This is a genomic window from Streptomyces sp. NPDC004327 (assembly GCF_042873935.1).
Taxonomy (GTDB): domain Bacteria; phylum Actinomycetota; class Actinomycetes; order Streptomycetales; family Streptomycetaceae; genus Streptomyces.
Window position 1 is genome coordinate 764,342 of sequence record NZ_JBIAME010000003.1, and the last position, 24,298, is coordinate 788,639.

Annotated in this window: 20 protein-coding genes and 1 pseudogene; 12 read left to right on the forward strand and 9 right to left on the reverse strand. The window is 73.2% G+C overall.

The genetic code is table 11. The features are described from left to right. The first annotated feature begins 202 nt into the window (after positions 1-202). From ilvA to ACFYU9_RS14105, 3 genes are all read left to right on the forward strand, one after another. On the forward strand, positions 203-1,498 hold the full coding sequence (ilvA, locus tag ACFYU9_RS14095) for a threonine ammonia-lyase (protein WP_389344721.1): 1,296 nt from the start codon (positions 203-205) through the stop codon (positions 1,496-1,498). Positions 1,499-1,619: 121 nt separating this feature from the next. Beyond that, positions 1,620-2,672 (forward strand): ATP-binding cassette domain-containing protein, encoded by a 1,053-nt coding sequence (locus ACFYU9_RS14100; protein WP_389344723.1) that lies wholly within the window; start codon positions 1,620-1,622, stop codon positions 2,670-2,672. Beyond that, positions 2,669-3,526, forward strand: coding sequence for an ABC transporter permease (locus tag ACFYU9_RS14105; protein WP_389204580.1), 858 nt, complete (start codon positions 2,669-2,671; stop codon positions 3,524-3,526). The genes ACFYU9_RS14100 and ACFYU9_RS14105 overlap by 4 nt, the downstream gene beginning before the upstream one ends. 29 nt (positions 3,527-3,555) lie before the next feature. Here ACFYU9_RS14105 and ACFYU9_RS14110 read toward each other — a convergent pair whose 3' ends face one another. The 4 genes from ACFYU9_RS14110 to ACFYU9_RS14125 form a co-directional block, all read right to left on the reverse strand. Further along, positions 3,556-5,892: a protein kinase gene (locus ACFYU9_RS14110; RefSeq protein ID WP_389344725.1), complete on the reverse strand. Its 2,337-nt coding sequence runs from the start codon at positions 5,890-5,892 to the stop codon at positions 3,556-3,558. A 48-nt stretch (positions 5,893-5,940) separates the two neighbouring features. Continuing rightward, a complete protein-coding gene (locus ACFYU9_RS14115; RefSeq protein WP_389344727.1) occupies positions 5,941-8,547 on the reverse strand; it encodes a PQQ-binding-like beta-propeller repeat protein in 2,607 nt (868 codons plus the stop codon). 107 nt (positions 8,548-8,654) lie between these two features. Beyond that, positions 8,655-9,152: a transcription elongation factor GreA gene (gene greA / locus ACFYU9_RS14120; protein ID WP_389204577.1), complete on the reverse strand. Its 498-nt coding sequence runs from the start codon at positions 9,150-9,152 to the stop codon at positions 8,655-8,657. Between the two features lie 213 nt (positions 9,153-9,365). Continuing rightward, on the reverse strand, positions 9,366-9,767 hold the full coding sequence (locus ACFYU9_RS14125) for a DUF4307 domain-containing protein (RefSeq protein ID WP_389344728.1): 402 nt from the start codon (positions 9,765-9,767) through the stop codon (positions 9,366-9,368). 121 nt (positions 9,768-9,888) lie between these two features. Between ACFYU9_RS14125 and mca the strand changes: the two genes are divergently transcribed. Next, a complete protein-coding gene (gene mca, locus ACFYU9_RS14130; RefSeq protein ID WP_389204575.1) occupies positions 9,889-10,770 on the forward strand; it encodes a mycothiol conjugate amidase Mca in 882 nt (293 codons plus the stop codon). Next, positions 10,763-11,005: a hypothetical protein gene (locus ACFYU9_RS14135; RefSeq protein ID WP_389344730.1), complete on the forward strand. Its 243-nt coding sequence runs from the start codon at positions 10,763-10,765 to the stop codon at positions 11,003-11,005. The genes mca and ACFYU9_RS14135 overlap by 8 nt, the downstream gene beginning before the upstream one ends. Positions 11,006-11,080: 75 nt before the next feature. On the opposite strand, the gene ACFYU9_RS14140 is transcribed toward ACFYU9_RS14135, so the two are convergent. Further along, on the reverse strand, positions 11,081-12,055 hold the full coding sequence (locus ACFYU9_RS14140; protein WP_389344732.1) for a GlxA family transcriptional regulator: 975 nt from the start codon (positions 12,053-12,055) through the stop codon (positions 11,081-11,083). Between the two features lie 109 nt (positions 12,056-12,164). Between ACFYU9_RS14140 and ACFYU9_RS14145 the strand changes: the two genes are divergently transcribed. From ACFYU9_RS14145 to ACFYU9_RS14155, 3 genes are all read left to right on the forward strand, one after another. Then, positions 12,165-13,094 carry an NADP-dependent oxidoreductase gene (locus ACFYU9_RS14145; RefSeq protein ID WP_389344780.1) on the forward strand — a complete coding sequence of 310 codons (930 nt, stop codon included), beginning with the start codon at positions 12,165-12,167 and terminating at the stop codon, positions 13,092-13,094. A gap of 282 nt (positions 13,095-13,376) precedes the next feature. Further along, the gene (locus ACFYU9_RS14150; protein ID WP_389204572.1) at positions 13,377-13,772 is read left to right on the forward strand and encodes a rodlin; all 396 of its coding nucleotides are present in this window, start codon (positions 13,377-13,379) and stop codon (positions 13,770-13,772) included. 430 nt (positions 13,773-14,202) lie between these two features. Next, the gene (locus ACFYU9_RS14155) at positions 14,203-14,706 is read left to right on the forward strand and encodes a nucleoside deaminase (protein ID WP_389204571.1); all 504 of its coding nucleotides are present in this window, start codon (positions 14,203-14,205) and stop codon (positions 14,704-14,706) included. A gap of 89 nt (positions 14,707-14,795) precedes the next feature. Here the strand turns inward: ACFYU9_RS14155 and ACFYU9_RS14160 are convergent, their stop codons facing one another. Further along, on the reverse strand, positions 14,796-15,413 hold the full coding sequence (locus tag ACFYU9_RS14160) for a histidine phosphatase family protein (protein ID WP_389204570.1): 618 nt from the start codon (positions 15,411-15,413) through the stop codon (positions 14,796-14,798). Between the two features lie 263 nt (positions 15,414-15,676). Between ACFYU9_RS14160 and ACFYU9_RS14165 the strand changes: the two genes are divergently transcribed. Beyond that, entirely contained in the window at positions 15,677-17,701 is a 2,025-nt protein-coding gene (locus tag ACFYU9_RS14165; RefSeq protein WP_389204569.1) for a thioredoxin domain-containing protein, read from the forward strand. A gap of 203 nt (positions 17,702-17,904) precedes the next feature. On the opposite strand, the gene ACFYU9_RS14170 is transcribed toward ACFYU9_RS14165, so the two are convergent. Further along, positions 17,905-18,927 carry an LCP family protein gene (locus tag ACFYU9_RS14170; protein ID WP_389344734.1) on the reverse strand — a complete coding sequence of 341 codons (1,023 nt, stop codon included), beginning with the start codon at positions 18,925-18,927 and terminating at the stop codon, positions 17,905-17,907. A gap of 118 nt (positions 18,928-19,045) precedes the next feature. Here ACFYU9_RS14170 and ACFYU9_RS14175 point away from each other — a divergent pair, with 118 nt between their 5' ends. Further along, the gene (locus ACFYU9_RS14175) at positions 19,046-19,249 is read left to right on the forward strand and encodes a hypothetical protein (protein WP_389204567.1); all 204 of its coding nucleotides are present in this window, start codon (positions 19,046-19,048) and stop codon (positions 19,247-19,249) included. A gap of 171 nt (positions 19,250-19,420) precedes the next feature. After that, the gene (locus ACFYU9_RS14180; protein WP_389204566.1) at positions 19,421-19,654 is read left to right on the forward strand and encodes a chaplin; all 234 of its coding nucleotides are present in this window, start codon (positions 19,421-19,423) and stop codon (positions 19,652-19,654) included. An 88-nt stretch (positions 19,655-19,742) separates the two neighbouring features. Here the strand turns inward: ACFYU9_RS14180 and ACFYU9_RS14185 are convergent, their stop codons facing one another. Together ACFYU9_RS14185 and ACFYU9_RS14190 are read right to left on the reverse strand one after the other, a co-directional pair. Continuing rightward, entirely contained in the window at positions 19,743-21,017 is a 1,275-nt protein-coding gene (locus tag ACFYU9_RS14185) for an FAD-dependent oxidoreductase (protein ID WP_389344782.1), read from the reverse strand. Positions 21,018-21,284: 267 nt separating this feature from the next. Further along, positions 21,285-22,625, reverse strand: a complete 1,341-nt coding sequence (locus ACFYU9_RS14190) for an ATP-grasp domain-containing protein (protein ID WP_389344736.1) — start codon at positions 22,623-22,625, stop codon at positions 21,285-21,287. Positions 22,626-22,797: 172 nt separating this feature from the next. Here ACFYU9_RS14190 and ACFYU9_RS14195 point away from each other — a divergent pair. Next, positions 22,798-23,967: pseudogene (locus ACFYU9_RS14195) on the forward strand (glycoside hydrolase family 26 protein); the annotation flags it as partial. Positions 23,968-24,298 lie beyond the last annotated feature (331 nt).

Here is a 24,298-nt window from a genome sequence, read left to right on the forward strand (position 1 = left end):
CTCCTGTGCGGGGACGGTGGGTTCGGGGGGGCATGCGGGGGCATGCGACGGGTTGCGGTGGTGCGGTGTCGCGCGGTCGGTGGGGGACAGAGTACGCGGACGGGACCCGGTCCGTACCGGCGCTGCGCGAACCGGATTCGAACGGGGTACGGCGGCCGCTCGCCGCACGGCCCCGGCCCCCGTGAGCTGCGAGACTGCCGTCATGAGCTTCGGCACGCCAGACCCCTTTCACCCGCTGAGCCACTTCCCGGGCCACGGCCGGCCGCGGCCCGTGCACCACGCGGCGCACCCGCCGCTGATCCTCGACGACGTCCGGGGCGCGCAGAAGATGCTCGCCGGGGTGGCCCGGGTGACCGCGATGGAGGGCAGCCGCCATCTGTCGTCGCTGGTGGGCGCGCCGGTGCACCTCAAGTGCGAGAACCTCCAGCGCACCGGCTCGTTCAAGCTGCGCGGCGCGTACGTGCGGATCGCGGGGCTGCGGCCCGAGCAGCGGGCGGCCGGCGTGGTCGCCGCCTCGGCCGGCAACCACGCGCAGGGCGTGGCGCTCGCCTCGCACCTGCTCGGCGTGCGCGCGACGGTCTTCATGCCGGTGGGCGCCCCGCTGCCGAAGGCGGCGGCGACCAGGGAGTACGGGGCGGAGGTGCGGCTGCACGGGCACGTCGTCGACGAGACCCTCGCGGCGGCGGAGGAGTACGCGCGCGAGACCGGCGCGGTCTTCATCCACCCCTTCGACCATCCCGACGTCATCGCCGGGCAGGGCACGGTCGGTCTGGAGATCCTGGAGCAGCGCCCGGAGGTGCGCACGATCGTGGTCGGGGTCGGCGGCGGCGGTCTGGTGGCGGGGATCGGGCTCGCGGTGAAGTCGGTGCGGCCCGACGTGCGGGTCGTCGGCGTGCAGGCGGAGGGCGCGGCGGCCTATCCGCCCTCGCTCGCGGCCGGGCACCCGGTGGCGATCGACGCGCCGGTGACGATGGCCGACGGCATCAGGGTGGGGCGGCCCGGCGACGTGCCCTTCGGGCTCGTGAGGGAGTACGTGGACGAGGTGCGCACGGTCTCCGAGGACGCGCTCTCCTCGGCGCTGCTGCTCTGCCTGGAGCGGGCGAAGCTGGTGGTCGAGCCGGCCGGCGCGAGCCCGGTGGCGGCGCTGCTCGCCGATCCGGAGGCGTTCCGCGGGCGGGGCCCCGTGGTGGCGGTGCTGTCCGGCGGCAACGTGGACCCGCTGCTCATGCAGCGGGTGCTGCGGCACGGCATGGCGGCCGCGGGGCGCTACCTCAGCCTGCGCCTGAAGGTGACCGACCGGCCGGGGACGCTCGCGACGCTGCTCGCGGTGCTGACGGTGGCCGACGCGAACGTGCTCGACGTCAGTCACGTGCGGACCGATCCGCGGCTCGGTCTGACGGAGGCGGAGGTCGAGCTGCACCTGGAGACGAAGGGCCCGGAGCACTGCGAGGAGGTCACGGAGGCGCTGCGGGGCGCGGGGTACACGGTGCTCGCGTAAATCCGTTGTGTGTCGCGATGTATCGCGTTAGCGTGTGGTCCAGGTCACTCGTACGCCGGGCGTTGCCCGCTCGGCGTACCTAAACTTGGACAGAAACTCTCACATCACCTGGGGGAGACACATGCCAGGCGCGATCCACGCCGAGGGTCTGGTGAAGACCTTCGGCGACGTACGAGCTCTGGACGGCGTGGACCTCGACGTGCCGGAAGGCACCGTCCTCGGCCTCCTCGGGCCGAACGGCGCGGGGAAGACCACCGCCGTGCGCGTGCTCACCACCCTCCTCAAACCCGACAGCGGCCGGGCCGTGGTCGCCGGGCTCGACGTGCTCAGGCACCCCACCGAGGTGCGCCGCTCCATCGGTCTGTCGGGCCAGTTCGCCGCCGTCGACGAGTATCTGACCGGCCGCGAGAACCTCCAGATGGTCGGCCGGCTCTACCAGATGAACGGCCGGGCGGCGAAGGCCCGCGCGGGCGAGCTCCTGGACCGGTTCGACCTCGCCGACGCCGCCGACCGCCCCGCCAAGACCTACTCCGGCGGCATGCGCCGCCGCCTGGACCTCGCCGCCGCGCTCGTCGTCTCCCCGCCCGTCATGTTCATGGACGAGCCCACCACCGGCCTCGACCCCCGCAACCGGCAGGCCCTGTGGGAGGTCATCCAGGAGCTCGTCGCGGGCGGCACCACCCTCCTCCTCACCACGCAGTACCTGGAGGAGGCCGACCACCTCGCCCACGACATCTGCGTCATCGACCACGGCCGCGTCATCGCCCGCGGCACCTCCGACCAGCTCAAGGCCCAGACCGGCGGCGAGCGCGTCGAGGTCGTCGTCCACGACCGCGACATGATCCCGCAGGCCCGCGGGGTCCTCGCCCGCTACGGCCTGGCGGGCATCGGCCACGGCGACATCTCCGTCGAGGAGCACACCCGCAAGCTCACCGTCCCGGTCACCGGCGGCGCCAAGATCCTCGCCGAGGTCATCCGCGACCTCGACGCCCTCGACATCGAGATCGACGACATCGGCCTGCGCCGCCCCACCCTCGACGACGTCTTCATCTCGCTGACGGGCCACGCGGCCGAGCAGCGCGAGGAGGAGAGCAGGAAGAACGGCAAGAAGGAAGGCAAGAAGGACGGCAGGAAGGCGGCCGTGCAGGCGAGCGAGAAGGAGGCCGTCAAGTGACCTCGGTGACCGACACCTTGGCGACGCCGAAGACGCGTGGCGCCATCGCCCAGTCGATCAGCGACTCGCTGGTCATCACCAAGCGCAACCTGATCCGGATGACGCGCATCCCGGAGATGGTCATCTTCGGACTCATCCAGCCCGTGATGTTCGTGATCCTCTTCACGTACGTGTTCGGCGGCTCGATGAAGATCGGCGACACCACCGACGCGCAGGTCTACAAGAACTTCCTGATGGCCGGCATCTTCGCCCAGACCGTCACGTTCGCCACGGCCGGCGCGGGCGCGGGCATCGCCGACGACATGCACAAGGGCCTCATCGACCGCTTCCGCTCGCTCCCGATGGCCCGCGGCGCGGTCCTCACCGGCCGCACCCTCGCCGACCTCGTCCAGACGGCCCTGACGCTGCTCGTCCTCGCGATCGTCGGGCTCCTCGTGGGCTGGCGCCCCGGATCCGCGGAGCCGACCAACGCCGCCAAGATCATGGCCGGCTTCGGTCTGCTGCTCCTCCTCGGCTACGCGTTCACCTGGATCGGCGCCCTGATCGGCCTGTCCGTCCGCACACCGGAGGCGGCGACGTCCGGCGGACTGATCTGGCTCTTCCCGGTCACGTTCATCTCGAACGCGTTCGTGGACTCCAACCAGATGACGCCGTGGCTGCAGCACGTCGCCGACTGGAACCCGTTCAGCGCCACCGTCCAGGCCTGCCGCAAGCTCTTCGGCGACCCGGGCCTCTCCCAGTCCTCGGCCTGGCCGATGCAGCACCCCGTCTGGGCCTCGCTGATCTACTCGGTCGCGATCGTGGTGATCTTCCGGACGCTGTCGGTCCGCAAGTACCGCAGGGCGGAGGGCTGACGGCCCGCCCCCGCGGGGCGAGCCGCGGATCAGGGCAGATAGCCGGAGATGACGAGATCGCTGAAGGGGAGGAAGACGGCGCCGCCGGTGACGAGCGCGCTGTGCGGGACGAGCCGCGTGGCGTCGACGCCGTCCGGGACCACGCTGTCGCGCACCACGACGTCCCGGTCGCCGACCGGCCCCGAGAGCGGGAGCGACATCGCCTGCGTCTCGCCGGCGGCCATGATCCGGTCGCCGGCGAGGTAGACCCGGTCCAGCGCGGCGTCGAAGGACCTCGCCTGTGCGCGCCGCACCTCCCGGCCGCTCGCCAGGTCGTAGGTGACGACGGTGCGGCCGGCCGGGCCGCCGACCACGGCCACGGTGCCGTCCGCGTGCACCGCGGGCACGCCCGTGATCCGCAGGTCCCGCCCCAGCGTCCGCCTCGGCTTCAGGGTCCGGGCGTCGAGCACGGGGATCCCGCCCTGCTGCGAGGTCCGGCAGAGCACCGCGTCCTGGTGCACGACGATCGTGGCGCACTGCGTCCCGCTCGCCGCCCGCGCCGTCTCCCGGCCCGTCCCGGCGTCCAGCGCCACCGGCACGACACCGTTGACCGTCACGTACACCCGGCCACCGGCCGCGACCAACTGCTCGGGGATGGCGCCGAGGTCGTGCCGCCACAGCTCCTTGCCGCCGCCCTTGCCGTCCAGCTTGACGGCGGAGACGAGGCCCTTGCCCGGGTCGGCGCGGTTCAGATAGCTGGAGTAGAGCACGCCGCCGAGGAGATCGGAGCCCTTCTCGGCCCACAGCGGCCCGGGCGCCGGGACCGTGCCGCGCTCCTTGCCGTCCTCGACGCCGTACGCGGTCAGGCCGTCCCGGCCCGTGATGTACGCGGTGTCGCCGACGACCGCCGGATAGCCCGGCGACGACGGCACACCCTCGTCCTCCGCGGCGACCCGGGCCTTCACCGACCACAGCTTCGTGCCGTCCGAGGCCCGCAGACCGACCGCCGCGCCGCCGCTCCCCGCGCACACCAGCACCTTCGGGTGCAGCGCACAGCCGTCGATGCCGGTGCCCGCGTCGAGCTTCGCCGTCCACGGCGACCAGTTCGCCGGGCGGGCGGCGGAGTCCGTGGCCGCCTTGCCGAAGTCGCCGGTGTGGCCCTCGCCGCCGTACGGCAGGACCACCTCGCTCAGCGTCCGGGCCACGCCCGGACCGGAAGGCGAGGCCGAGGCCGAAGGTCCCTGTGCGGTCGAGCCGCCCGAACCACCCGCCCCGCCCTGCTGGTTGACCAGGACCACGCCGACGGTCGCCACCACGGCCACCGCGACCGCCACCGCCGCGAACCGCCCCCATGGGCGCTTCCGTCCGGACGGGATCTCCACTTCAGGCGCGGGCCGTGCGCCAAGCGCCGTGGGGGAGTACGGCACCTGGACCACCGGCGCGAGCGTCGGCAGATCCGCCACGCCCGCCTCCGACGAGGCCGCCTCCCCGATCCGCCGCGCCGCGTCCCCGTACTCCGCGAGCAGCGACAGCACCCCGCCCGGCCAGGGGAAGGCGTCCACGGCCCCGGGAGCCAGCAGGTCCACCAGCTCCGCCGCCGACGGCCGCTCCGCCGGGTCAAGCCGCAGACACCGCGCCACGACCGGCCGCAACTCCTCCGGCACGCCCGACAGTTCGGCATCGGCCCGGCTGATCCGGTAGATCACCGCCGCCATCTCGTCGTCCTGGAACGGCCCCCGCCCGCTCGCCGCGAACGCCAGCGCCGCGCCCAGACAGAACACGTCCGACGCGGGCACCACGGCCCGGCTGCCCACCAGGTGCTCCGGCGACATGAAGCCCGGGGAGCCGACGACCAGGCCCGTCGACGTGAGCGCCGTCGCCTCGAAGGCCTGCGCGATGCCGAAGTCGATGAGCTTGGGTCCGGTCGCGCCGAGCAGCACGTTCGCCGGCTTCAGGTCACGGTGCAGCACCTGCGCCCCGTGCACGGCGTCCAGCGCCCGGGCCAGCGTCGCCCCGAGCGCCCGTACCGCCGCGACGGGCAGCGCCCCGCCGCGTACGACGGCCTCGGCGAGCGAGGGGCCCGGCACGTACTCGGTCGCCAGCCAGGGCGCGGGCGCGTCGGCGTCCGCGTCCACGAGCCGGGCCGCGTACGGGCTGTCGACCGCCCGCGCCGCCGTGATCTCGCGCCGGAACCGGGTCCGGAACTCCTCGTCGAGCTCCAGGTCCTCCCGCACGGTCTTCACCGCGACCATGCGGTACGGATCGGCCGTCGGCGCGTCCGCGCGGCAGGCCAGATGGACCTCGCCCATGCCACCGGCGCCGAGCCGGGCGAGCAGCCGGTAGGGGCCGACGAGCCGCGGCGGCCCGGCGGGCAGTGCTTCCAGCACGGAAGGCGTCCTCTCAGTACGTCGCTTGCGTCGCTTGCGTCACTTGCATCACTTGGGGAGCTCTACGGACACGACGGCACCCTTGTCGTACACGAGGTACGCGATCCCGCCGACCGGCAGCACCTCCGGCTGCCGGACCGTCTTGGAGATGATCTGGCCCCAGTTGTTCTCGTCCAGCGAGTGCTCCTCGGCCCGCGGGCCCGGCGCGCCCGGCACGGACGTCACCTTCAGGCCGCCCGGCTTCCCGTCGGGGCCGAGCCGCACGGTGTACAGGGACGCGAAGTCCGCGTACACCACCTGGTCGCCGGCGAGCAGCGGTGTCGACCAGCCCTGCGAGAGCCCGGCCGGCGTGGGCTTCGCCGCGTACGAGGCGAGTGCGCGGCCGTCCTTCGGATCGGTCACCTTCAGCGTGGCGACGGACTCGGTGCCAAGCCCGGCGCTCGCCCACTCGTTGCGCCCGTCGCCGAAGCCGACGACGGCCTTCGGGGTGATCACCTCGGGGGTGAGCGCGCCGGCCGGGACGGGGAGGCTGCCCTTGGAGGCGAGGGTCGCGGCGTCCAGGATCCGCAGCTGCGGCTGCACGCCGTTCTCGTGCGGGACGGTCAGGCAGTACGCCGACGCGCCGATCACCTTGATCGTCTCGCAGTCGCGCGCCTCCCGGTCGACCTGCCCGCGCAGGGCGCCGGTCTTCGCGTCGTAGGCGACGATCCCGCCGTCGCTGAGCGCGTACACCGTGCCCTTCGCGTAGGCGACCGGCTCGAAGCCGCGGCTGTCGGAGAACGGGATGTCGTCGTTGGTGAGCGCCTTCGACCACAGCTTGCGGCCGTCGGCGAGGGCGTACGCGGTCATGCTGATCCGCTTGATGTCGACGTCGCTCGTGGTGGTGTTCGTCGCCGCGAAGACCATGCCGTCGGCGACGACCGGCCGCGACGGCTCGTCCTGGGTGCCGAACGGCTCGCCGTTCTTCTCCCAGCGGACCGCTCCGCCGCGCAGGTCGCGCACCTGGAGCTTTCCCTCACCGGCCAGCACCACGACCGAGTCGTGGACGGTCGGCCGGGTGGCCTTGTCGACGATCCACGGGCGGCCGTGGCCCTGCCGGACGCTCTCGCCGCCCGGCTTGCCGCCGCTCAGCCCCGCCTCCCACAGCCGCTTCCCGTTCGCCGGGTCGACCGCCTCGTAGAAGCCGTCCGTGCGCCGGCACACCAGCGCCTTCTCGTTCGCCGAGCAGCCGAACGCCGGTGCCCCCAGCTTCGTCCGCCACGGCTTCCAGGCGGCCGGCCGCTGGACGGCGCTCTGCGGGACGATCCCGGAGGCGTCCGCCAGTCCCCGGTCGTCCACGCCGGGGACGCGCGGCCCGGCGGCGGCCGGCGGGCCCGCCACGGGCTTCGCCGGCTCCTTCTCCGGCCACAGCAGATACGTGCCGAGGCCGCCGCCCAGGACCGCGAGGGCCACCACGGCGGCGATCAGCCCCCGGCGCCGTCGCTTCCGCGGAGTCTCGGAGGCGGCCTTCGGCGCCCCGGTCGGCGCGACCGTCGGCGCGAAGTGCAGCCCCGGCGGGCCCGAGGTCACGACGGGCGCGTTCGCCGGGACCGGCGGCACCTCGAGCAGTGGGCCGCCCGCCGCGACGAGCTGGGCGAGCTCCCGTCCGTACTCGCCGATGTGCTCCCGTACGGCCTCCGGCCAGGCCGGAAGCCGTACGCCCGGCTCGCCCTCGCCGCCGAGGAGCTCCACCAGCGCCTCGGGCGTGGGCCGCGCCGCCGGGTCCCGGTCCAGGCACGCGGCGACGATCCCGCGCAGCTCCTCGGGCACCCGGTCCAGATCCGCCTCCGCCTGCGAGACGCGGTAGAGGACGGCGGCCAGCGGCCCGTCGCCGAACGGGTCCTCGCCGGTCGCCGCGTAACAGAGGACCGAACCCAGGCAGAAGACGTCGGACGCGCCGGTGACGTGCCGCGCGCCCGCCACGTGCTCGGGCGACATGAAGGCGGGCGTGCCGACCATCATCCCGGTCGCCGTCATCGTGGTGGCGCCGCTGGCGCGCGCGATGCCGAAGTCGATCAGGCGCGGGCCGTCGACGGCGAGCATGACGTTGCCGGGCTTGAGGTCGCGGTGCAGCACGCCGGACGCGTGGACGTCGGCGAGGGCGCGGGCGATCCGAGCGCCGAGCGCGCGCACGGTGGCGACGGGCAGCGGGCCGCCGCGGCGCACGGCCTGGGAGAGGCTGGGCCCGGGGACGTAGGCGGTGGCCAGCCAGGGCACCTCGGCGTCGGCGTCCCCGCCGAGCGGCGCGGCGGCGTACGCGCTGCGCACGAGCCCGGCGACCTTGATCTCGCGCCGGAAGCGGTCACGGAAGGCGGGCTCGCCGGCGACGTCACGCCGTACGGTCTTGACGGCGACGTACTCACCGGAGGGCAGCCCGTGCCCACCGGGCCGGCCGGCGGCGGACCCGTCCGGCCCGCCCGCCGCGTCCGCCGCGCCAGGCCCGTCCGCCGCGCCAGGTGCACCCGCCGCGCCAGACCCGTCCGGCCCTCCCGGTGCGGCGGCCGGCGTCGTGGCGCGGCCCAGGTACACCTCGCCCATGCCGCCGGCGCCGAGCCGGGCCAGGATCTCGTACGGTCCGATCCGTCGTGGCGCGCCCTCGCGCAGTGGTCCCAGCATCTGACCCGTCCCCCTTGTCCAAGCCGACGGAGCTGATCATTGCATGGGCATGGCGAAGGGCCGGACCCCTTCCGGAGGTCCGGCCCTTCACCCGCGCATGGAGCGGATCAGCCGGTGTACGGCTTCGCGCTGAGGATCTTCACCATGGCCATCTTGCCGTTCGGCAGCTCGTACTGCGCGTCGTCGCCGGCCGACTTGCCGATGACGCCCACGCCGAGCGGGGACTGCGGCGAGTACGTCTCGATGTCGTCGCTCGCGTACTCGCGGGAGGCGAGCAGGAAGGTGAGCGTGTCGTCCTCGTCGCCGTCGAAGGCGATCGTCACGACCATGCCGGGCTCGACGATGCCGTCGTCCGCCGGGGCCTCGCCGACCTTGGCGTTCTGCAGGAGCTGGGTGAGCTGGCGGACCCGGAGCTCCTGCTTGCCCTGCTCCTCCTTGGCCGCGTGGTACCCGCCGTTCTCGCGCAGGTCGCCCTCCTCGCGCGCCGCGGCGATCTTGGCGGCGATCTCGGTACGCGCGGGACCAGACAGGTACTCAAGCTCGTCCTTGAGCTTGTTGTACGCCTCCTGGGTGAGCCAGGTGACGTTGTCGCTGGTCTGGGTCACAGGTGCTCCTCGTAGGTACTGGGAATACAAAGCTCGCCCTGCGCGAATGCGCACGCTTCAGCTTCCGCTTCCAGCGTGCGCCTTTCGAACGGGCGAAACCACGAGCCTAACAATGAGTGGCGAAAAGCGGGAGGACATAAACCACGGTCTTTGCGTCACCCCAGGTCACCGAGGTGACCCCGCGGCGGCTCTTCCCGCCTTCCCTACCCACCGCTACTTCGCCGTACACCCCAGCAGCTCGGCGTTGGTCGCCTTCGCGGTCGTACGGATCGAGTAGACCTTGTCGAGGCGGGCGGCGGGCTCGTCGACGCTGACGTCCTTGCGGCCGACCTCGGCTCCCTCGGCGGAGCGCGAGCGCAGGGTGCAGACGCCCTTGGTGCCGGCGTCCTTGCGGATCTCCAGGTGGACCTGGACCTCGGTGTCGCTGACGACCTCGAACTTGATCAGCTCGGCGCTGATCTTGTTGTCGACGACGTAGTACCAGCCGAACCAGCCCATCAGGGCCAGGAAGAGGGTGCCGAGCACGGCGCCGGCGACCTTGAGCTTGCGGTCCGCGCGCTCGTCCGCGGAGCGTCCGTACCGCCCCTCGGGCAGCGACTCTCGCACCGCGCTCATGATCGTTCCTCTCGCCGTCTCGCCGACCCGGCGCCTCACCTCGGGGGGCCGGAATTTTTCGCACCCCCGATTCCGTCACTATAGAGACCTTCGAAGGCGACGAATCACTGAGGATCGAGTCTTGACTGAGCAGCTGCGACTGATGGCCGTTCACGCCCACCCCGACGACGAGTCGAGCAAGGGCGCGGCGACCATGGCCAAGTACGTGTCCGAGGGGGTGGAGGTCCTGGTGGTGACCTGCACGGGCGGCGAGCGCGGCTCCATCCTCAACCCGAAGCTCCAGGGCGACCCGTACATCGAGGCGAACATCCACGAGGTGCGCCGCAAGGAGATGGACGAGGCCCGCGAGATCCTCGGCGTCGCCCAGGAGTGGCTGGGCTTCGTCGACTCGGGCCTGCCCGAGGGCGATCCGCTGCCGCCGCTGCCCGAGGGCTGCTTCGCCCTGGAGGACGTGGACGCGGCCGCCGGCCGGCTGGTCCGCAAGATCCGCGCCTTCCGTCCGCAGGTCATCACGACCTACGACGAGAACGGCGGGTACCCGCACCCGGACCACATCATGACCCACAAGATCACGATGGTGGCCTTCGAGGGCGCGACCGACACCGAGAAGTACCCCGAGGACGAGTTCGGCCCGGCCTACCAGCCGTCGAAGCTCTACTACAACCAGGGCTTCAACCGCCCGCGCACCGAGGCCCTGCACGAGGCCCTCCTGGCGCGCGGCCTGGAGTCCCCGTACGGCGACTGGCTCAAGCGCTGGGACGAGTTCTCCCGCAAGCCGCGCGAGCTCACCACCTACGTGCCGTGCGCGGAGTTCTTCGAGACCCGCGACAAGGCGCTGATCGCCCACCGCACCCAGATCGACCCCGACGGCGGCTGGTTCCGGGTCCCGATGGAGATCCAGAAGGAGGTCTGGCCGACCGAGGAGTACGAGCTCAGCAAGACCCTCGTCGACACCTCCCTCCCCGAGAGCGACCTCTTCGCGGGCATCCGCGACAATGTCTGACATGAGCGCACACCTGGCACTGACCCAGCTCGTCCCGTTCGCCGCCAAGGAACTGGACGAGAACAAGGTGACCCCCGGCGTCCTCGGCTTCGTCGTCTTCGCCGTCCTGGCCCTCGCGGTCTGGGGCCTGATGAAGTCCATGAACCGCCACATGCACAAGATCGACTTCGCCGAGGCCCCCGACCCGGCCACGGCCGGCGCCCCGGGCGCGTCCGCCGAGGGCGCGTCGAAGTAGCGGCACCCACGCGTACGGGCTCCGGCATCGCCGGGGCCCGTACAGGCGCTGCCCCACCGCCGGCGGCGTCCGCGCCTAGGGCCCGTCCCGGCGCGGCGGCCGGAACGTCCTGCGGTACGCCGCCGGCGTCACGCCGGTCGCCGCGCGCAGGTGGCGGCGCAGCGACACGCCCGTGCCCAGGCCCGAGCGGTCGGCGACGACGTCGACCGGGAGGTCGGTGGTCTCCAGGAGGTGGCGGGCCAGGTCGACACGGCGGGCGGTCAGCCATTCGCCCGGGCTGGTGCCCACCTCGTCGCGGAAGCGGCGGGTGAAGGTGCGCACGCTGACGCAGGCGTGGGCGGCCATGTCGGCGAGGCCGAGGGGTTCGCCGAGGTGTTCCAGGAGCCAGGCCTGGGTGCGGGCGGTGCCGGGAGACGCCGGCTCGGGGACCGGCCGGCGGATGTACTGGGCCTGGCCGCCGTCCCGCCAGGGCGGTACGACGCAGCCGCGGGCGACCGCGTTGGCGACCTCGCTGCCGTGGTCACGGCGGACGATGTGCAGGCACAGGTCGATGCCCGCGGCCACCCCGGCCGAGGTGAGGACGTCCCCGTCGTCGACGAAGAGGACGCCGGGATCGACGCGTACGCGCGTGAACAGGCGCTGGAGGTGGTCCGCCTCCAGCCAGTGGGTGGTGGCCGGGCGGCCGTCGAGCAGGCCGGCCGCGGCGAGCACGTAACCGCCCGTGCAGATCGCCACCATCCGCGTCCCGGGCCGGATCGCGGCCAGCGCCGCCCGCAGCTCCTCGGGCAGCCGGCCCTCCTCGCGGATCGGGCCGAGGCCGTGGGACGGCGGGATGACGACGGTGTCGACGGCGGCGAGCAGCGTGGCGTCGTGGCCGACGGTGAGCGCGTAGTCGGCCTCGGCGCGGACCGGGCGGCCGTCGACGCTGCACGTGGTGACGGAGTAGAGCGGGCCGCCCGAGGCGTCGCGCGCGGCGCCGAAGATCCGTGCGGGGATGCCGAGTTCGAAGGGGACGACCCCGTCCAGGGCCAGGACGCCGACACGGTGCATGGCCCGATCTTTTCATTCCGTGACCGCCGGGCCGCTACTGGCCGACGGCCGGTCGCACGACTCTGAGGGCACACCGCCGAACCCTCCGAGGAGCAGCAGCATGGTCACGATGAACGCCGTCACCCAGGAAGCCGCCGGAGGGCCCGGCGTCCTCAGGCTCGTCGAGCTGCCGCGGCCCGTGCCCGGGCGGGGCGAGGTCCTGGTCCGGGTACGGGCCGCGGGCGTGAACCCGGCCGACTGGAAGAGCCGGCGGCTGGGCATGTTCGCCGACGGCTCCGTGCTCGGCTGGGACGTCGCCGGGGTCGTCGAGGAGGCCGGCGCCGGCGTGACGCTGTTCCGGGCCGGCGACGAGGTCTACGGGATGCCGCGCTTCCCGCACCCGGCCGGCGGCTACGCCGAGTACGTCACCGCCCCGGCCCGGCACTTCGCCCCCAGCCCGCCCGGTCTCACCCCCGTCGAGGCCGGCGCCCTGCCGCTGGCCGCGCTGACCGCCTGGCAGGCGCTGGTCGACACCGCGGCCGTACGCCCCGGGCAGCGCGTCCTGGTCCACGCGGCCGCCGGCGGCGTCGGCCACCTGGCGGTGCAGATCGCCAAGGCGCGCGGCGCGTACGTCATCGGCACCGCGAGCGCCGCCAAGCACGAGCTGCTGCGCTCCCTCGGCGTCGACGATCCGGTCGACTACCGCGCCCGGGACGTCGCCGAGGCCGTCCGTGACGTGGACGTCGTCCTCGACGCGCTCGGCGGCGACAGCCCGGCCCGCTCGCTGCGCACCCTGCGGCCCGGCGGCACCCTGGTCTCGCTCCTCCCGCCGGACGACGCCTTCCCGGCGGCCGAGGCCGCGAAGGCCGGGGTGCGGGCGGTCTTCATGCTCGTCGAGCCCGACCACGCGGGGCTGCGGGAGATCTCCGCGCTCGTCGGGAGCGGCCGGCTGCGGGTCTTGGTGGACGAGGTGTTCCCGCTGGCGGAGGCCGCCCGGGCCCATGAGCGCGGGGAGAGCGGCCGGACGACCGGGAAGCTCGTCCTCGCCGTCGGCCCCTGACCCCGCCGCCGCGGGGCGATCTCTCGAACTGTCCGGTTTCCGGTGACCGGCGCCGCCCCGGCGCGCGGCGCGGCGCGAGCCCGCGGGCCGGTGTTCCCAAGGGATCCCGGCCGGGGCCGTGGTGCCCCGAACGGGTGCCCGTCGACCGGCCGTCCGATGGCGTTCATCTGACGGATACCGCGTCCGGGTGACGCGCCGGAACCAAAACTTCTGCGGGCAGTTGATCAGGGCGCTTCGGACAACGGAGCAGTTCAGGGCCATCGAGCTCAAGAAGGAAGACTCGTGATCAAGAAGGTTCTCGCTACCGCTGCTGTCGCGGCCTCCGTCGTCGGCGTGTCCGCCACCGGGGCGATGGCGGCCGGCAACGACGGCGGCAGCGCCAACATCATCGGCAACCAGTCGAAGCAGTCCATCGGCAGCAACTCCACCGGTGGCTACATGAGCCCGAACTTCGGTCTCGTCAACGGTGGCGTCCTGCACTGCTTCGACGTGCAGAAGGTCGAGGCGCAGGTTCCGATCGGCGCCCTCATCGGTGTTCCGATCGCCGTCCAGGACGTCCTCGGCAACCCGGTGTCGAACCAGACCTGCACCCAGAACTCCGTGCAGCAGAAGGGCGACGACGCGCTGTCGCACATCCTGGGCGAGGTCCTCTCCCAGAACGGCAACGTCGGCGGCTGATCCTCGGCACCGCGCCGAAGCGGCCCCGTTCCTCGCAGAGCCAATGCGAGGAGCGGGGCCGCTTGTCGTATGAGTGCCCCGTCCGCCACGGTTTTCACACCCCGTGCACAAAGGGTTAACCCGGGGTGACGACTCGGCCGCCCGGCACTTGTAGAAATCCACGAAGAGCCCATCCGGGGCCGCTCAGGTCTTCATGTCTTCCGTCTCTGGCTGGTTCCGCACGCCCGGCTGTGTACTCCTCACAGGGCGAACGAAGCAAGGGAACGGGGTGCCGTGAACCGAATCGACGGAGCGGGCCGACCCGACCTCGCCGTCCGGCGTGCGCGGCGCCGGCGAGCCGCCCACCCTCTCCGCCACAGCCATCCCCACCCCGGCGGCGCCCCGCGGCGCGGCCCGGGGAATCCCCCAGCACCGCCGAAAAGGAGCCACCGTGTCTGCTCACACCCTTGAGACGAGCACCCAGGAACTCGAGCGCACCTGGCTGGACAAGGCCATCGAGCTGGCCACCACCAGCGTGGCGAACGGCGGCGGCCCCTTCGGCGCCCTCATCGCCAAGGACGGCGAGATCGTCGCGCTCGGGAACAACAAGGTCACCTCGAACCTGGACCCGACGGCACACGCCGAGGTGACCGCGATACGCGCCGCCTGCCAGGCCCTGAACACCTTCTCGCTCGAGGGCTGCGTCCTCGTCACGTCGTGCGAGCCGTGTCCGATGTGCCTGGCCTCCGCCCTGTGGGCGCGCGTCGACCGGATCGTCTTCGCCGCCGACCGCGACGACGCCGCGGTGGCCGGCTTCGACGACCGCAAGTTCTACGACCTCTTCGAGGCGCGGGCGGAAGCGGCCTGGCCGGCGGCGGTCGAGCGCCTGGAGATGCCGAACCGCACGGCGCCGTTCGACGCGTGGCTCGCGAAGACGGACCGCGTCGACTACTGAGCCCCGGAGCTCTGCCCGCACGGCACCCCGGCCCCGGTTCCCGCCCCGAGACGACGCGGGAACCGGGGCCGGGGCGTCCGCGAGCGGCGTCAGCCGAGGTGAGCCGTGTCGTTGAGCGACCGTACGGTGCCGGTCCCGGCGCCGTCGTACGTCACCGCCGACACCGACGCCGCCGCCACCTCCATCCGGAACAGCGCCTCGTGCGGGGCGCCGAGCGCGAGCCGGACCAGGGTCCGCAGCGGCACCACGTGCGACACGACGAGCACCGTCCGCCCCTCGTACCGCGCGAGCAGCCCGTCCCGTACCCGCGCGACCCGGCGCGCCACCGCCTCGAAGGTCTCGCCCGTGCCGCCCGGCACCGCCGCCGGAGACGCGAGCCACGCCGCGTACTCCCGCGGGTGCCGCTCGCGCACCTCGGCGAAGGTCAGCCCCTCCCAGGCGCCGAAGTCCGCCTCGCGCAGCTCCTCGTCGACGCCGACCCCGAGCCCGAGCCGGCCCGCGGCCGCGGCGGCCGTCTCCCGGCAGCGGCGCAGCGGCGAGGACACCACCGCCCCTACGGGTCCGAGCCCGGCGATCCGGCCGGCGGCGGCCTCGGCCTGCCGCCGCCCGGTCTCGGACAGCGCCGGGTCGGCGCCGCTGCCCGACAGGCGCCCCTCGGGCGTCAGGGCGGTCTCGCCGTGCCGCAGGAGCAGCAGTGTGGTGGCCATTCCTCTCCTCGTCTGCCTGGGGGATCCGCGTGAAGGACGGGACTTCCGAGTAGACCGTCAACCGCGCGCGGCCGGCCAGGGTTTGAATCCATGAAGACGCCGGCCCCGCGGTGCCGGCTCTTCGTAGGTGACTACAAGGTCCGGCCGTGGCGCCCCCGGGCCGCCGGCCGCCGCGGCACGCCTGGCCCCGGACCGCCGCCCGCCGCAGCACGTCGTTCCGCCACTTCCCGACGGTGCGCCCCGGGGTGCGCGAGGATGGACCCATGCCGAACCGACTGGCGGACGCCACCTCCCCGTATCTGCTCCAGCACGCCGACAACCCCGTCGACTGGTGGGCGTGGGAGCCCGCCGCCTTCGAGGAGGCCCGGCGGCGCGACGTGCCTGTGCTCCTGAGCGTCGGCTACAGCTCGTGCCACTGGTGCCACGTCATGGCCCACGAGTCCTTCGAGGACGAGACGACGGCCGCGCTCATCAACGAGCGCTTCGTCTCGATCAAGGTCGACCGCGAGGAGCGGCCCGACGTCGACGCCGTCTACATGGAGGCCGTGCAGGCCGCCACCGGCCAGGGCGGCTGGCCGATGACCGTCTTCCTCACCCCGGACGCCGAACCCTTCTACTTCGGCACCTACTTCCCGCCCGAGGCCCGGCACGGCATGCCGTCCTTCTCCGACGTCCTCGAAGGCGTCTCGCACGCCTGGACCGAGCGCCGCGACGAGGTCGGCGAGGTCGCCGGGAAGATCGTCAAGGACCTCGGGACCCGCTCCCTGGCGTACGGCGGCGAGGGCGTCCCGGACGACTCCGAGCTCGCCCAGGCGCTGCTCGGCCTCACCCGCGAGTACGACACCACGCACGGCGGCTTCGGCGGCGCGCCCAAGTTCCCGCCGTCCATGGCGCTCGAGTTCCTGCTGCGCCACCACGCCCGCACCGGCGCCGAGGGCGCCCTGCAGATGGCCGCCGACACCTGCGAGGCGATGGCCCGCGGCGGCATCTACGACCAGCTCGGCGGCGGCTTCGCCCGCTACGCCGTGGACCGCGCCTGGGTCGTGCCGCACTTCGAGAAGATGCTGTACGACAACGCGCTGCTGTGCCGGGTCTACGCGCACCTGTGGCGGGCCACCGGCAGCGACCTGGCGCGCCGGGTCGCCCTGGAGACCGCCGACTTCATGGTCCGCGAACTGCGCACCCCCGAGGGCGGCTTCGCCTCCGCGCTCGACGCGGACTCCGACGACGGCAGCGGCCGGCACGTCGAGGGCGCCTACTACGTGTGGACCCCCGACCGGCTCACCGCCGTCCTCGGCGCGGACGACGCCGCCTACGCCGCCCGCTACTTCGGCGTCACCGAGGAGGGCACCTTCGAGCACGGCAGCTCCGTGCTCCAGCTCCCTCAGGACGCCGGCCTCGCCGACGCCGAGAGGATCGCGGACATCAGGCGGCGGCTGCTCGCCGCCCGCGAGGAGCGCCCCCGCCCCGGCCGCGACGACAAGATCGTCGCCGCCTGGAACGGCCTCGCCGTCGCCGCGCTCGCCGAGACCGGCGCCCTGCTGGACCGCCCCGACCTGATCGACCGCGCCACCGAGGCCGCCGACCTGCTCGTCCGGCTGCACCTCGACGACGGCGCCCGGCTGACCCGTACCTCCAAGGGCGGCCACCCCGGCACCAACGCCGGCGTCCTGGAGGACTACGCCGACGTCGCCGAGGGCTTCCTCGCGCTGGCCGGCGTGACCGGCGAGGGCGTGTGGCTGGAGTTCGCGGGCTTCCTGCTCGACATCGTCCTCGACCAGTTCACCGCCGAGGGCGGCGCGCTCTACGACACCGCCCATGACGCCGAGCGGCTCATCCGCCGCCCCCAGGACCCCACCGACACCGCCACCCCGTCCGGCTGGACCGCCGCGGCCGGCGCGCTCCTGTCGTACGCCGCGCACACCGGCTCCGAGCCGCACCGGGCCGCCGCCGAGGCCGCGCTCGGCGTGGTCAAGGCGCTCGGCCCGCGCGCGCCCCGCTTCATCGGCTGGGGCCTGGCCGCCGCCGAGGCGCTGCGCGACGGGCCCCGGGAGATCGCCGTCGTCGGCGCGCCCGACGACGAGGGCTTCCGCGCCCTGTGGCGCACGGCCCTGCGCTCCGGCGCGCCGGGCGCGGTCATCGCCGCCGGGCTGCCCGACGGCGAGGAGTTCCCGCTCCTGCGGGACCGGCCGCTGGTCGACGGCCGGGCCGCGGCCTATGTCTGCCGGCACTTCGTGTGCGACGCGCCGGCGACCGACCCGGAGCTGCTGGCCCTGCGACTGCGCTGACGCGGCGCACGGGCCGCGGGCCGCGGCGGGGCCTGTCCGGCGGATCAGGTCCGGCGGATCAGGGTCGGCGGATCATGGCCGGGGCCGCGCTCGACCCGCCGGACGGGCCGTCGCCGCAGGGCGGCCCGGGCCCGCCCGAACCGCCGGACGGGCCCCCGTCGCATAGCGGCCAAGGCCCGTCCGGTCTCATCCGCCGGGCACCCCTAGTCGCAGAGCAGCGTCTTCCCGCCCAGCGGCCGGTACTCGCCCAGCTTGGTCTCGCTGGGGTACTTCTTCGGGTTGGGCTTCGGCAGCCTGCGGTCCGCGCGCACCTGCGCGAAGATCTCGTCGGCGTACTTCACGTCCCACGAGATCGTCGCGCCGACGCCCGGGATGAGCGGGTTGATCTTCTTGATCGGCACGGTGGCGAACTCGGTCTTGTCCGGGGTGAGGCCGCGCAGCCGGCCCGCGAGCGTCAGGAGCTCCGGCGCGCTGATCGCCCGCTCGGCCGCGGCCTTGCCGCGCAGGGTCTCGGCGAACCAGCGCAGCCAGTCGCGGTCCCGGAACAGATGGGCGCGGACCTCGCGCAGCGTGTTGGTGATGAAACGCTGCTGCTTCTTGATGCGCCCGAAGTCCGCCTCGCCGTCCGCCTTCCGCGAGCGGACGTACTGGAGCGCCTCGCCGCCGAGCACCTTGCGGGTGACGCCCGGCTTGAGGTCGATGCCGGTGGCCGGGTCCTTCAGCCGCTTCTTCGAACAGACCGGCACGCCGTCGATGACGTCGACCGTGTCCATGAAGCGACGGAAGTCGACCTCCAGGTAGCGGTGGACGGGGACCTTGGTCATCGCCTCGACCATCTCGATGACGAAGGACGGCCCGCCCAGCTTCCAGGCGCTGTTGAGCTTGGCCTGATGGGCCGGGACCAGCTCGCCGGTCTGCCGGTCGCGGTGCTTGGGGAGCACGGTGAGCGAGTCGCGGGGCAGGCTCACCACGCTGACCCGGTCGTTCCTGGCGGAGACGTGCACCAGCATCATCACGTCGGTGCATCCGCAGTCGTGGTTGCCGATGTTGTACTTCTTGCGCTCGGTGGGCGTGACGCCCGCCCGTGAGTCGACGCCGACGAGCAGGATGTTGAGGCCCTTGTCCGGGGACGGCAGGCCGGGCGTGGCGGCGGCGAGGGCGCCGCCCGCGCCGAGCGTGGCCAGAGCCGTGGACAGGAGCAGCAGACGGCTGCCGGGAATTTTCATGGAGAAACGTTAAATCGGGCGTTGTCGCACAGAGGTACGCGACGCGACATGGACAGTTCGAATCACCCTCCCGCTGCGCCTGTGCCATGATGCCGGAACCTCAGCGGAAGGAGCGAATATGGCGCCCGATCCCGGGAAATGGGAGCGGATGGCCTTCATTCCGAAGAGCCGGTACGTATCCGACCCACCCGCCGCCGACCGGGAGCCGTTCCCGCTCTATTCCCTGCTCGCCCACCAGTGGATCCAGGCCGGCCGGGCCGTGCCCGGACTGCCGGACCGGGAGTGGGAACGGCTCATGAGAACACCTATCTGGCCGCGTTGAAGCGGAAGTCGACCCGGCAGCCGGGTGAACAATGCCGGTCGGACCATCTGACGGTTTCTTTTCCGTGGCAGGGTCGTTGAGAACCGTGCAGCGGAATGCGGGCGCACCCCGTGCGCGCCCGCTCGTCACGAAAGCCGTGAATTCTTCCGCCGCAGAAAGGATCCAGACGAAATGAAGTGCAAGAAGGCTGCGGTCGTCGTCGCCGGTCTGCTCATGGCCATGGGTGCCGCCGCTCCCGCGATGGCCGACTCGTACGCCGAGGGTGCGGCCATCGGTTCCCCGGGCGTCCTGTCCGGCAACGTGGTCCAGATCCCGATCCACCTGCAGGCCAACGTCTGCGGCAACAGCGTGAACGTCATCGGCGCGCTGAACCCGGCCGCCGGCAACATCTGCATCAACGCCTGACGTTTCCCCTCCGGCAGACCGCCGGGACCGGGCCGGCCCCGGGGAGTGACCACCACACTCCCCGGGGCCGGTCCCCTTTTCCCGCCGGCTACGGGGCCGGGGTGGCCATCCGCCGGGCGTCCGAACCCGAGCGCGGCCGGCCCAGCACCCCACCGCCGCCGGTCCCGCCGCGCAGCCGCTGCCGCACCCCCTTCACCAGGCGCCCGGCCGTATAGCCCGCACCGAACACGAAGCGCATCGACGGCCCGTACGACGGCGCCGTCAGCAGCCCCGCGAGGAACAGCCCCGGCCAGGACGACTCGAAGAGCGCGCCCACCTCCGGCGCCCCGCCGGCCCCCACCCGCCGCAGCCCGGCGCGCAGCCCGGGCGCGAGCACGTCCGCCCGGTCCAGGCTCGGCACGAAGCCGGTGGCCGCGACGACGTGGTCCGTCTCCACCACGCCCGTCGTCCCGTCCTCGCCCGTCACGTCGAGCCGCAGCCGGTCGTCGGCGGTCACCGTCGCGCACATCACCCGCTGCCCCAGCCGGACGTCCTCGACCGCCGCGAACCGCTCGCGCAGCCACCAGGCGCCGGCCGGCCCCAGCGCCGAGTCGAAGAGCCGCTCGCGGGTGGCGGCGGGCAGCCGGCGGAAGACGCCGGGGGTGTCCGCGTAGAGCCGGTTCTGCCAGCCGCAGCCGAGCCCGGTGTGCGGGGCGCGCAGGTTCTGCCAGCGGCCCCGGTCGAGCGCCGGCGGCACGGTGTTCCAGTTCAGCCGGCCGGCCCGGGCCAGGATCCGCACCGTCGCGCCCTGTTCGGTGAGGATCGCGGCGGTCTCCAGCGCGGCCTGCCCGGCGCCGATCACCGTGACGTCCTGCCCGGCGAAGCCGTCGAGCTCGCCGTGGTGGCTGGAGTGCGTCACGTACCGGCGGGGCAGCCCGCGCAGCGGCCCCGGGACCTCCATGAAGGGCAGCACGCCGACGGCGAGCGCGACCGTGCGGGCGCGGACGGTCTCGCCGTCCTCCGCCGTCACCGCGAAACCGCCGCCGTCCAGCGGCGCGACCGTGGTGACGAGCCGCTCGTCGAGCCCGGGCACCGCGTGCCGCGCGAACCAGTCGCCGTACGCGGCGAAGAAGCCGACCGGCAGCGGCACCCCGTGCTCGGCGCGCACGCCCCGCTCGGCCGCGTAGGCGTCGAGCCCGTAGCGGCCCGCCGGGTCGGAGAGGTGGGAGGCCCACGGCTCGGACTTGAGGAACATCCCCGAGGGCATGGCGTGCCAGCACTCCATGGTCCGGCCGAAGGCGCGCAGGCTCAGGCCGTGGGCGGCAGCGTGGGCGGCCACGGACAGGCCGTAGGGGCCCGCGCCCACAATCACCAGGTCGTACATCGTGCGTTCCACCTTCACAGGTCTGAGGATTCGGAGGCTCTGGGGTGAGGGAGCCGAGGGGGTTGAGGAGGCCGAGGGGGCTGGGGGGTGAGGCGGCCGAGGGGGCCGGGTGGGCCCACGGGGCTGAGGAGGTGAGAGGGCCGAGGAGGCTGAGGAAGCCCAGAGAGCCGAGAGGGCTGAGAAGGCTGAGAGGGCTGAGAGGGCTGAGAGGGCCGAGGGTGGCGGGAGAGCCGGAGGGGCGGAAGAGGCCCGGGAGTCCTGGGGGCGTCATCGCTGGGGCATCCGGTCCGAGGGGGTGGTGCTGCCGCGGTCCCGGACCGACGGCGGCGGCACGGCGGCCGCCCACCGGGGCCGGCCGGCCGCGCCGCGCAGCCCCCGACGGAGCGTCAGCAGGCCCTTGCGCAGCAGATGGGAGACCCAGCCGCGCAGCATCGCGAGCGCCGGCCCGAGGTCGTCGGCCGCGAACCAGGCGGCCTCGCCGGCCGCGCCGCCGGCGGCCGTCCGGGGCTCGGGCGCGTAGCGGCGGCCGGGCGAGGAGACGTACGAGAGCGCCGCGTAGTTCTCGACGACGAAGCGCCGTCCGTACAGCGGCAGGTGCGCGGGTACCGCGCGGCCGGTGAGGTCCAGGTGCATCGCCCGGACCACGTCGAGCCCGTCCCGGTCGGCGAACAGCCGGAACTGCGCGCCGGGCCGCGGGTTGAAGTCCAGCAGGTGGTAGGCGCCGGTCGCCCGGTCGAGGCGGAAGTCGAGGTCGCACACGCCCCGGTAGCCGAGCGCGGCGAGCAGCTCGCGGGCCAGCGTGTCCACGGCCGGGTTCGCGGTCCAGCGGCCCACCGCGGTGAGCCCGGCGCCGTCGGGCCAGGAGCGCTCTTTGCGCCCGGTCGCGCCGGTCGAGCAGCCGCCGCCGGAGTCCACGTACCCGTGGAAGAACCAGTCGAGGTCCCGCCCGGCCGGCAGCAGCTCCTGGAGCAGCAGCCGGCTGCCGGCCTGCGGGGTGCGCTCGTACAGCTCGCGGACCTCGGCGAGCGAGCCGACGATCGTGGTGCTGCGCAGCCGGCCGCCCACCGGGAGCAGCCACGGCCGGCTCCACTTGGCGATCACCGGCAGTCCGAGCGACCAGGCCATGGCGGCGGCCTCCTCGGCACTGGTGGGCAGTTCGGTGCGGGGGTGGGGCAGGCCCAGGGAGCGGCAGGTCTCGGCGAGCTGGGCCTTGTCGGCGACCCGGGCGAGCTGCTCGGGGGACTGGTCGGGCAGCAGATAGCGGCCGGCCAGCTCGGGGCGGCACTCGGCGAGGGAGAGGGCGGTGATGTCGTCGAGGGGCACGAGCAGCGCGGAATGTGACGCGCCGTCGGCCGGGCGCAGGCGCAGCTGGTCCGCGACGCGCAGCAGCAGGCGGGTCAGCTCGGCGGGGGAGGGCTCGACGGGGCGCAGGTGCGCGCCGCGCAGATAACGGGAGCGGACGACCGGGCTGGAGAGCGATTCGACCACCGCGTGCACCGCGACACCGGCCCGCCCCAGGGACCGCGCGGCACCGAGCGTGCCGTGGTGAAAGGGGTTCGGGTCGAGCCGCACAAGGACCGCGGGGACGCGGGTGTCAAAACTCGGCACGGCATGTCCTTCGTCTCGGGTGCCCCAACTGGGCGATGGGAAATCCTCTAATGGACTATTGGGCAGATCAAAGCGGAGTTCTCGGACGGCTTATTAGGAATACTTTCGGAACATCAGAACTCAACTGCCTGACTGACGGACCATCAAGCGGCGTTAGAGACAAGGAGCTGCCATGGTCAACCGAAAGCGGAGAACTTCGAGCGTGTGGCTGGGGGTGTTCACCGCCGGCCTTCTTGCGTCAGGTTCCGTCGTGCTGTCGTCTCCCGCTCATGCCCGCGATCGCGCTCGCGCCGCCGAAGCCGAATCCGTTGCCGCATCCGCAACCGCATCCGTAACGACTCCGGACCCCCGGCGGACTCTGTCCGGCGCGATGGGAGCGTTCCTGGAGTCCGGCCCGCTCGGACCGGCGCGCATCGCCCAGCTGTCGCGGTGGCTCGGCGGCCGCGAACTCCGGGTGGCCCACACCTACCTGCCCGGCGACCGCTGGTCGAGCATCGAGGGCGCGCCCGGCTTCCTCGACGCCTGGGCGGCCTGGCGCGCCGAGCAGGCCGACCGCATGCTCGTCCTCAACGTGCCCATGCTGGAACGGAACGAGGCCGGCGTCTCCGACCACGAGGTCCGCCGCCAGCTCCAGCTCGGCGCCGCCGGCTACTACGACCACCACTTCCAGGCCCTCGCGGAGCGTCTGGTCGGCCTCGGCGCCACGGACACCGTCATCGACCTCGGCTGGGAGATGAACGGCACCACGTACACCCACCGGTGCGCGCCCGATCCGGAGTCCTGGAAGAAGTACTGGACCCGCATCGTGACCGCGATGCGTTCCGTGCCGGGGCAGAAGTTCCGCTTCGACTTCAATCCGAGCCGCGGCCTCGACGCCATTCCGTGGACGGACTGCTATCCCGGTGACGACACCGTCGACATCATCGGCATGGATTCCTACGACCAGCCGTCCGGCGCGAGTTTCGACGAACACGTGCGCGAACCGTACGGTTTGCAGGCGCAGGTCGATTTCGCGGCCGAGCACGGGAAGCAGATCTCCTATCCGGAATGGGGCCTGTTCCGGAACGGAGACAACCCCGCGTACATGCAGCGCATGCTGGAATGGATGAGGCAGCACAAGCCGCTGTATCACACGATCACCGACTACTGCCCGCACGGCGTCTGGCAGTGCGACGAGAACCCGCGGTCCTCGCTGGTGTTCCGTCAGATGCTGTACGGAACGGACCCGACGGACCCGACGGAGCCGCAGGTCCCGACCGAGCCGACCGAGCCGACCGAGCCGACGGAGCCGACCGAGCCGACGGAGCCGACGGAGCCGCAGGTCCCGACGGAGCCCACCGAGCCGACAGTCCCGACGGACCCGACTGTCCCCACGGACCCGACCGTCCCGACCGTCCCCACGGACCCGACAGTGCCGGTGGACCCGACGATTCCCGTGCCGAAGCCGGAGCCGAAGCCGGAGCCCAAGCCGGAACCGAAGCCCGAGCCGAAGCCGGAACCGAAGCCCGAGCCCAAGCCCGAGCCCAAGCCCGAGCCCAAGCCGGAACCGAAGCCCGAACCCGTCCCCACTCCGACTCCCACGCCCAAGCCGGAGCCCAAGCCGGAACCGAAGCCGGAACCCGTCCCCACTCCCACCCCGACTCCCACTCCGACCCCCACCCCCACTCCGACGC

Coding starts and splice junctions, on each gene's coding strand:
- ilvA (WP_389344721.1), top strand. CDS start 203: ATGAGCTTCGGCACGCCAGACCCCTTTCACCCGCTGAGCCACTTCCCG.
- ACFYU9_RS14100 (WP_389344723.1), top strand. CDS start 1,620: ATGCCAGGCGCGATCCACGCCGAGGGTCTGGTGAAGACCTTCGGCGAC.
- ACFYU9_RS14115 (WP_389344727.1), bottom strand. CDS start 8,547: ATGCTGGGACCACTGCGCGAGGGCGCGCCACGACGGATCGGACCGTAC.
- ACFYU9_RS14125 (WP_389344728.1), bottom strand. CDS start 9,767: ATGAGCGCGGTGCGAGAGTCGCTGCCCGAGGGGCGGTACGGACGCTCC.
- ACFYU9_RS14135 (WP_389344730.1), top strand. CDS start 10,763: ATGTCTGACATGAGCGCACACCTGGCACTGACCCAGCTCGTCCCGTTC.
- ACFYU9_RS14140 (WP_389344732.1), bottom strand. CDS start 12,055: ATGCACCGTGTCGGCGTCCTGGCCCTGGACGGGGTCGTCCCCTTCGAA.
- ACFYU9_RS14145 (WP_389344780.1), top strand. CDS start 12,165: ATGAACGCCGTCACCCAGGAAGCCGCCGGAGGGCCCGGCGTCCTCAGG.
- ACFYU9_RS14160 (WP_389204570.1), bottom strand. CDS start 15,413: ATGGCCACCACACTGCTGCTCCTGCGGCACGGCGAGACCGCCCTGACG.
- ACFYU9_RS14165 (WP_389204569.1), top strand. CDS start 15,677: ATGCCGAACCGACTGGCGGACGCCACCTCCCCGTATCTGCTCCAGCAC.
- ACFYU9_RS14170 (WP_389344734.1), bottom strand. CDS start 18,927: ATGAAAATTCCCGGCAGCCGTCTGCTGCTCCTGTCCACGGCTCTGGCC.
- ACFYU9_RS14175 (WP_389204567.1), top strand. CDS start 19,046: ATGGCGCCCGATCCCGGGAAATGGGAGCGGATGGCCTTCATTCCGAAG.
- ACFYU9_RS14180 (WP_389204566.1), top strand. CDS start 19,421: ATGAAGTGCAAGAAGGCTGCGGTCGTCGTCGCCGGTCTGCTCATGGCC.
- ACFYU9_RS14185 (WP_389344782.1), bottom strand. CDS start 21,017: ATGTACGACCTGGTGATTGTGGGCGCGGGCCCCTACGGCCTGTCCGTG.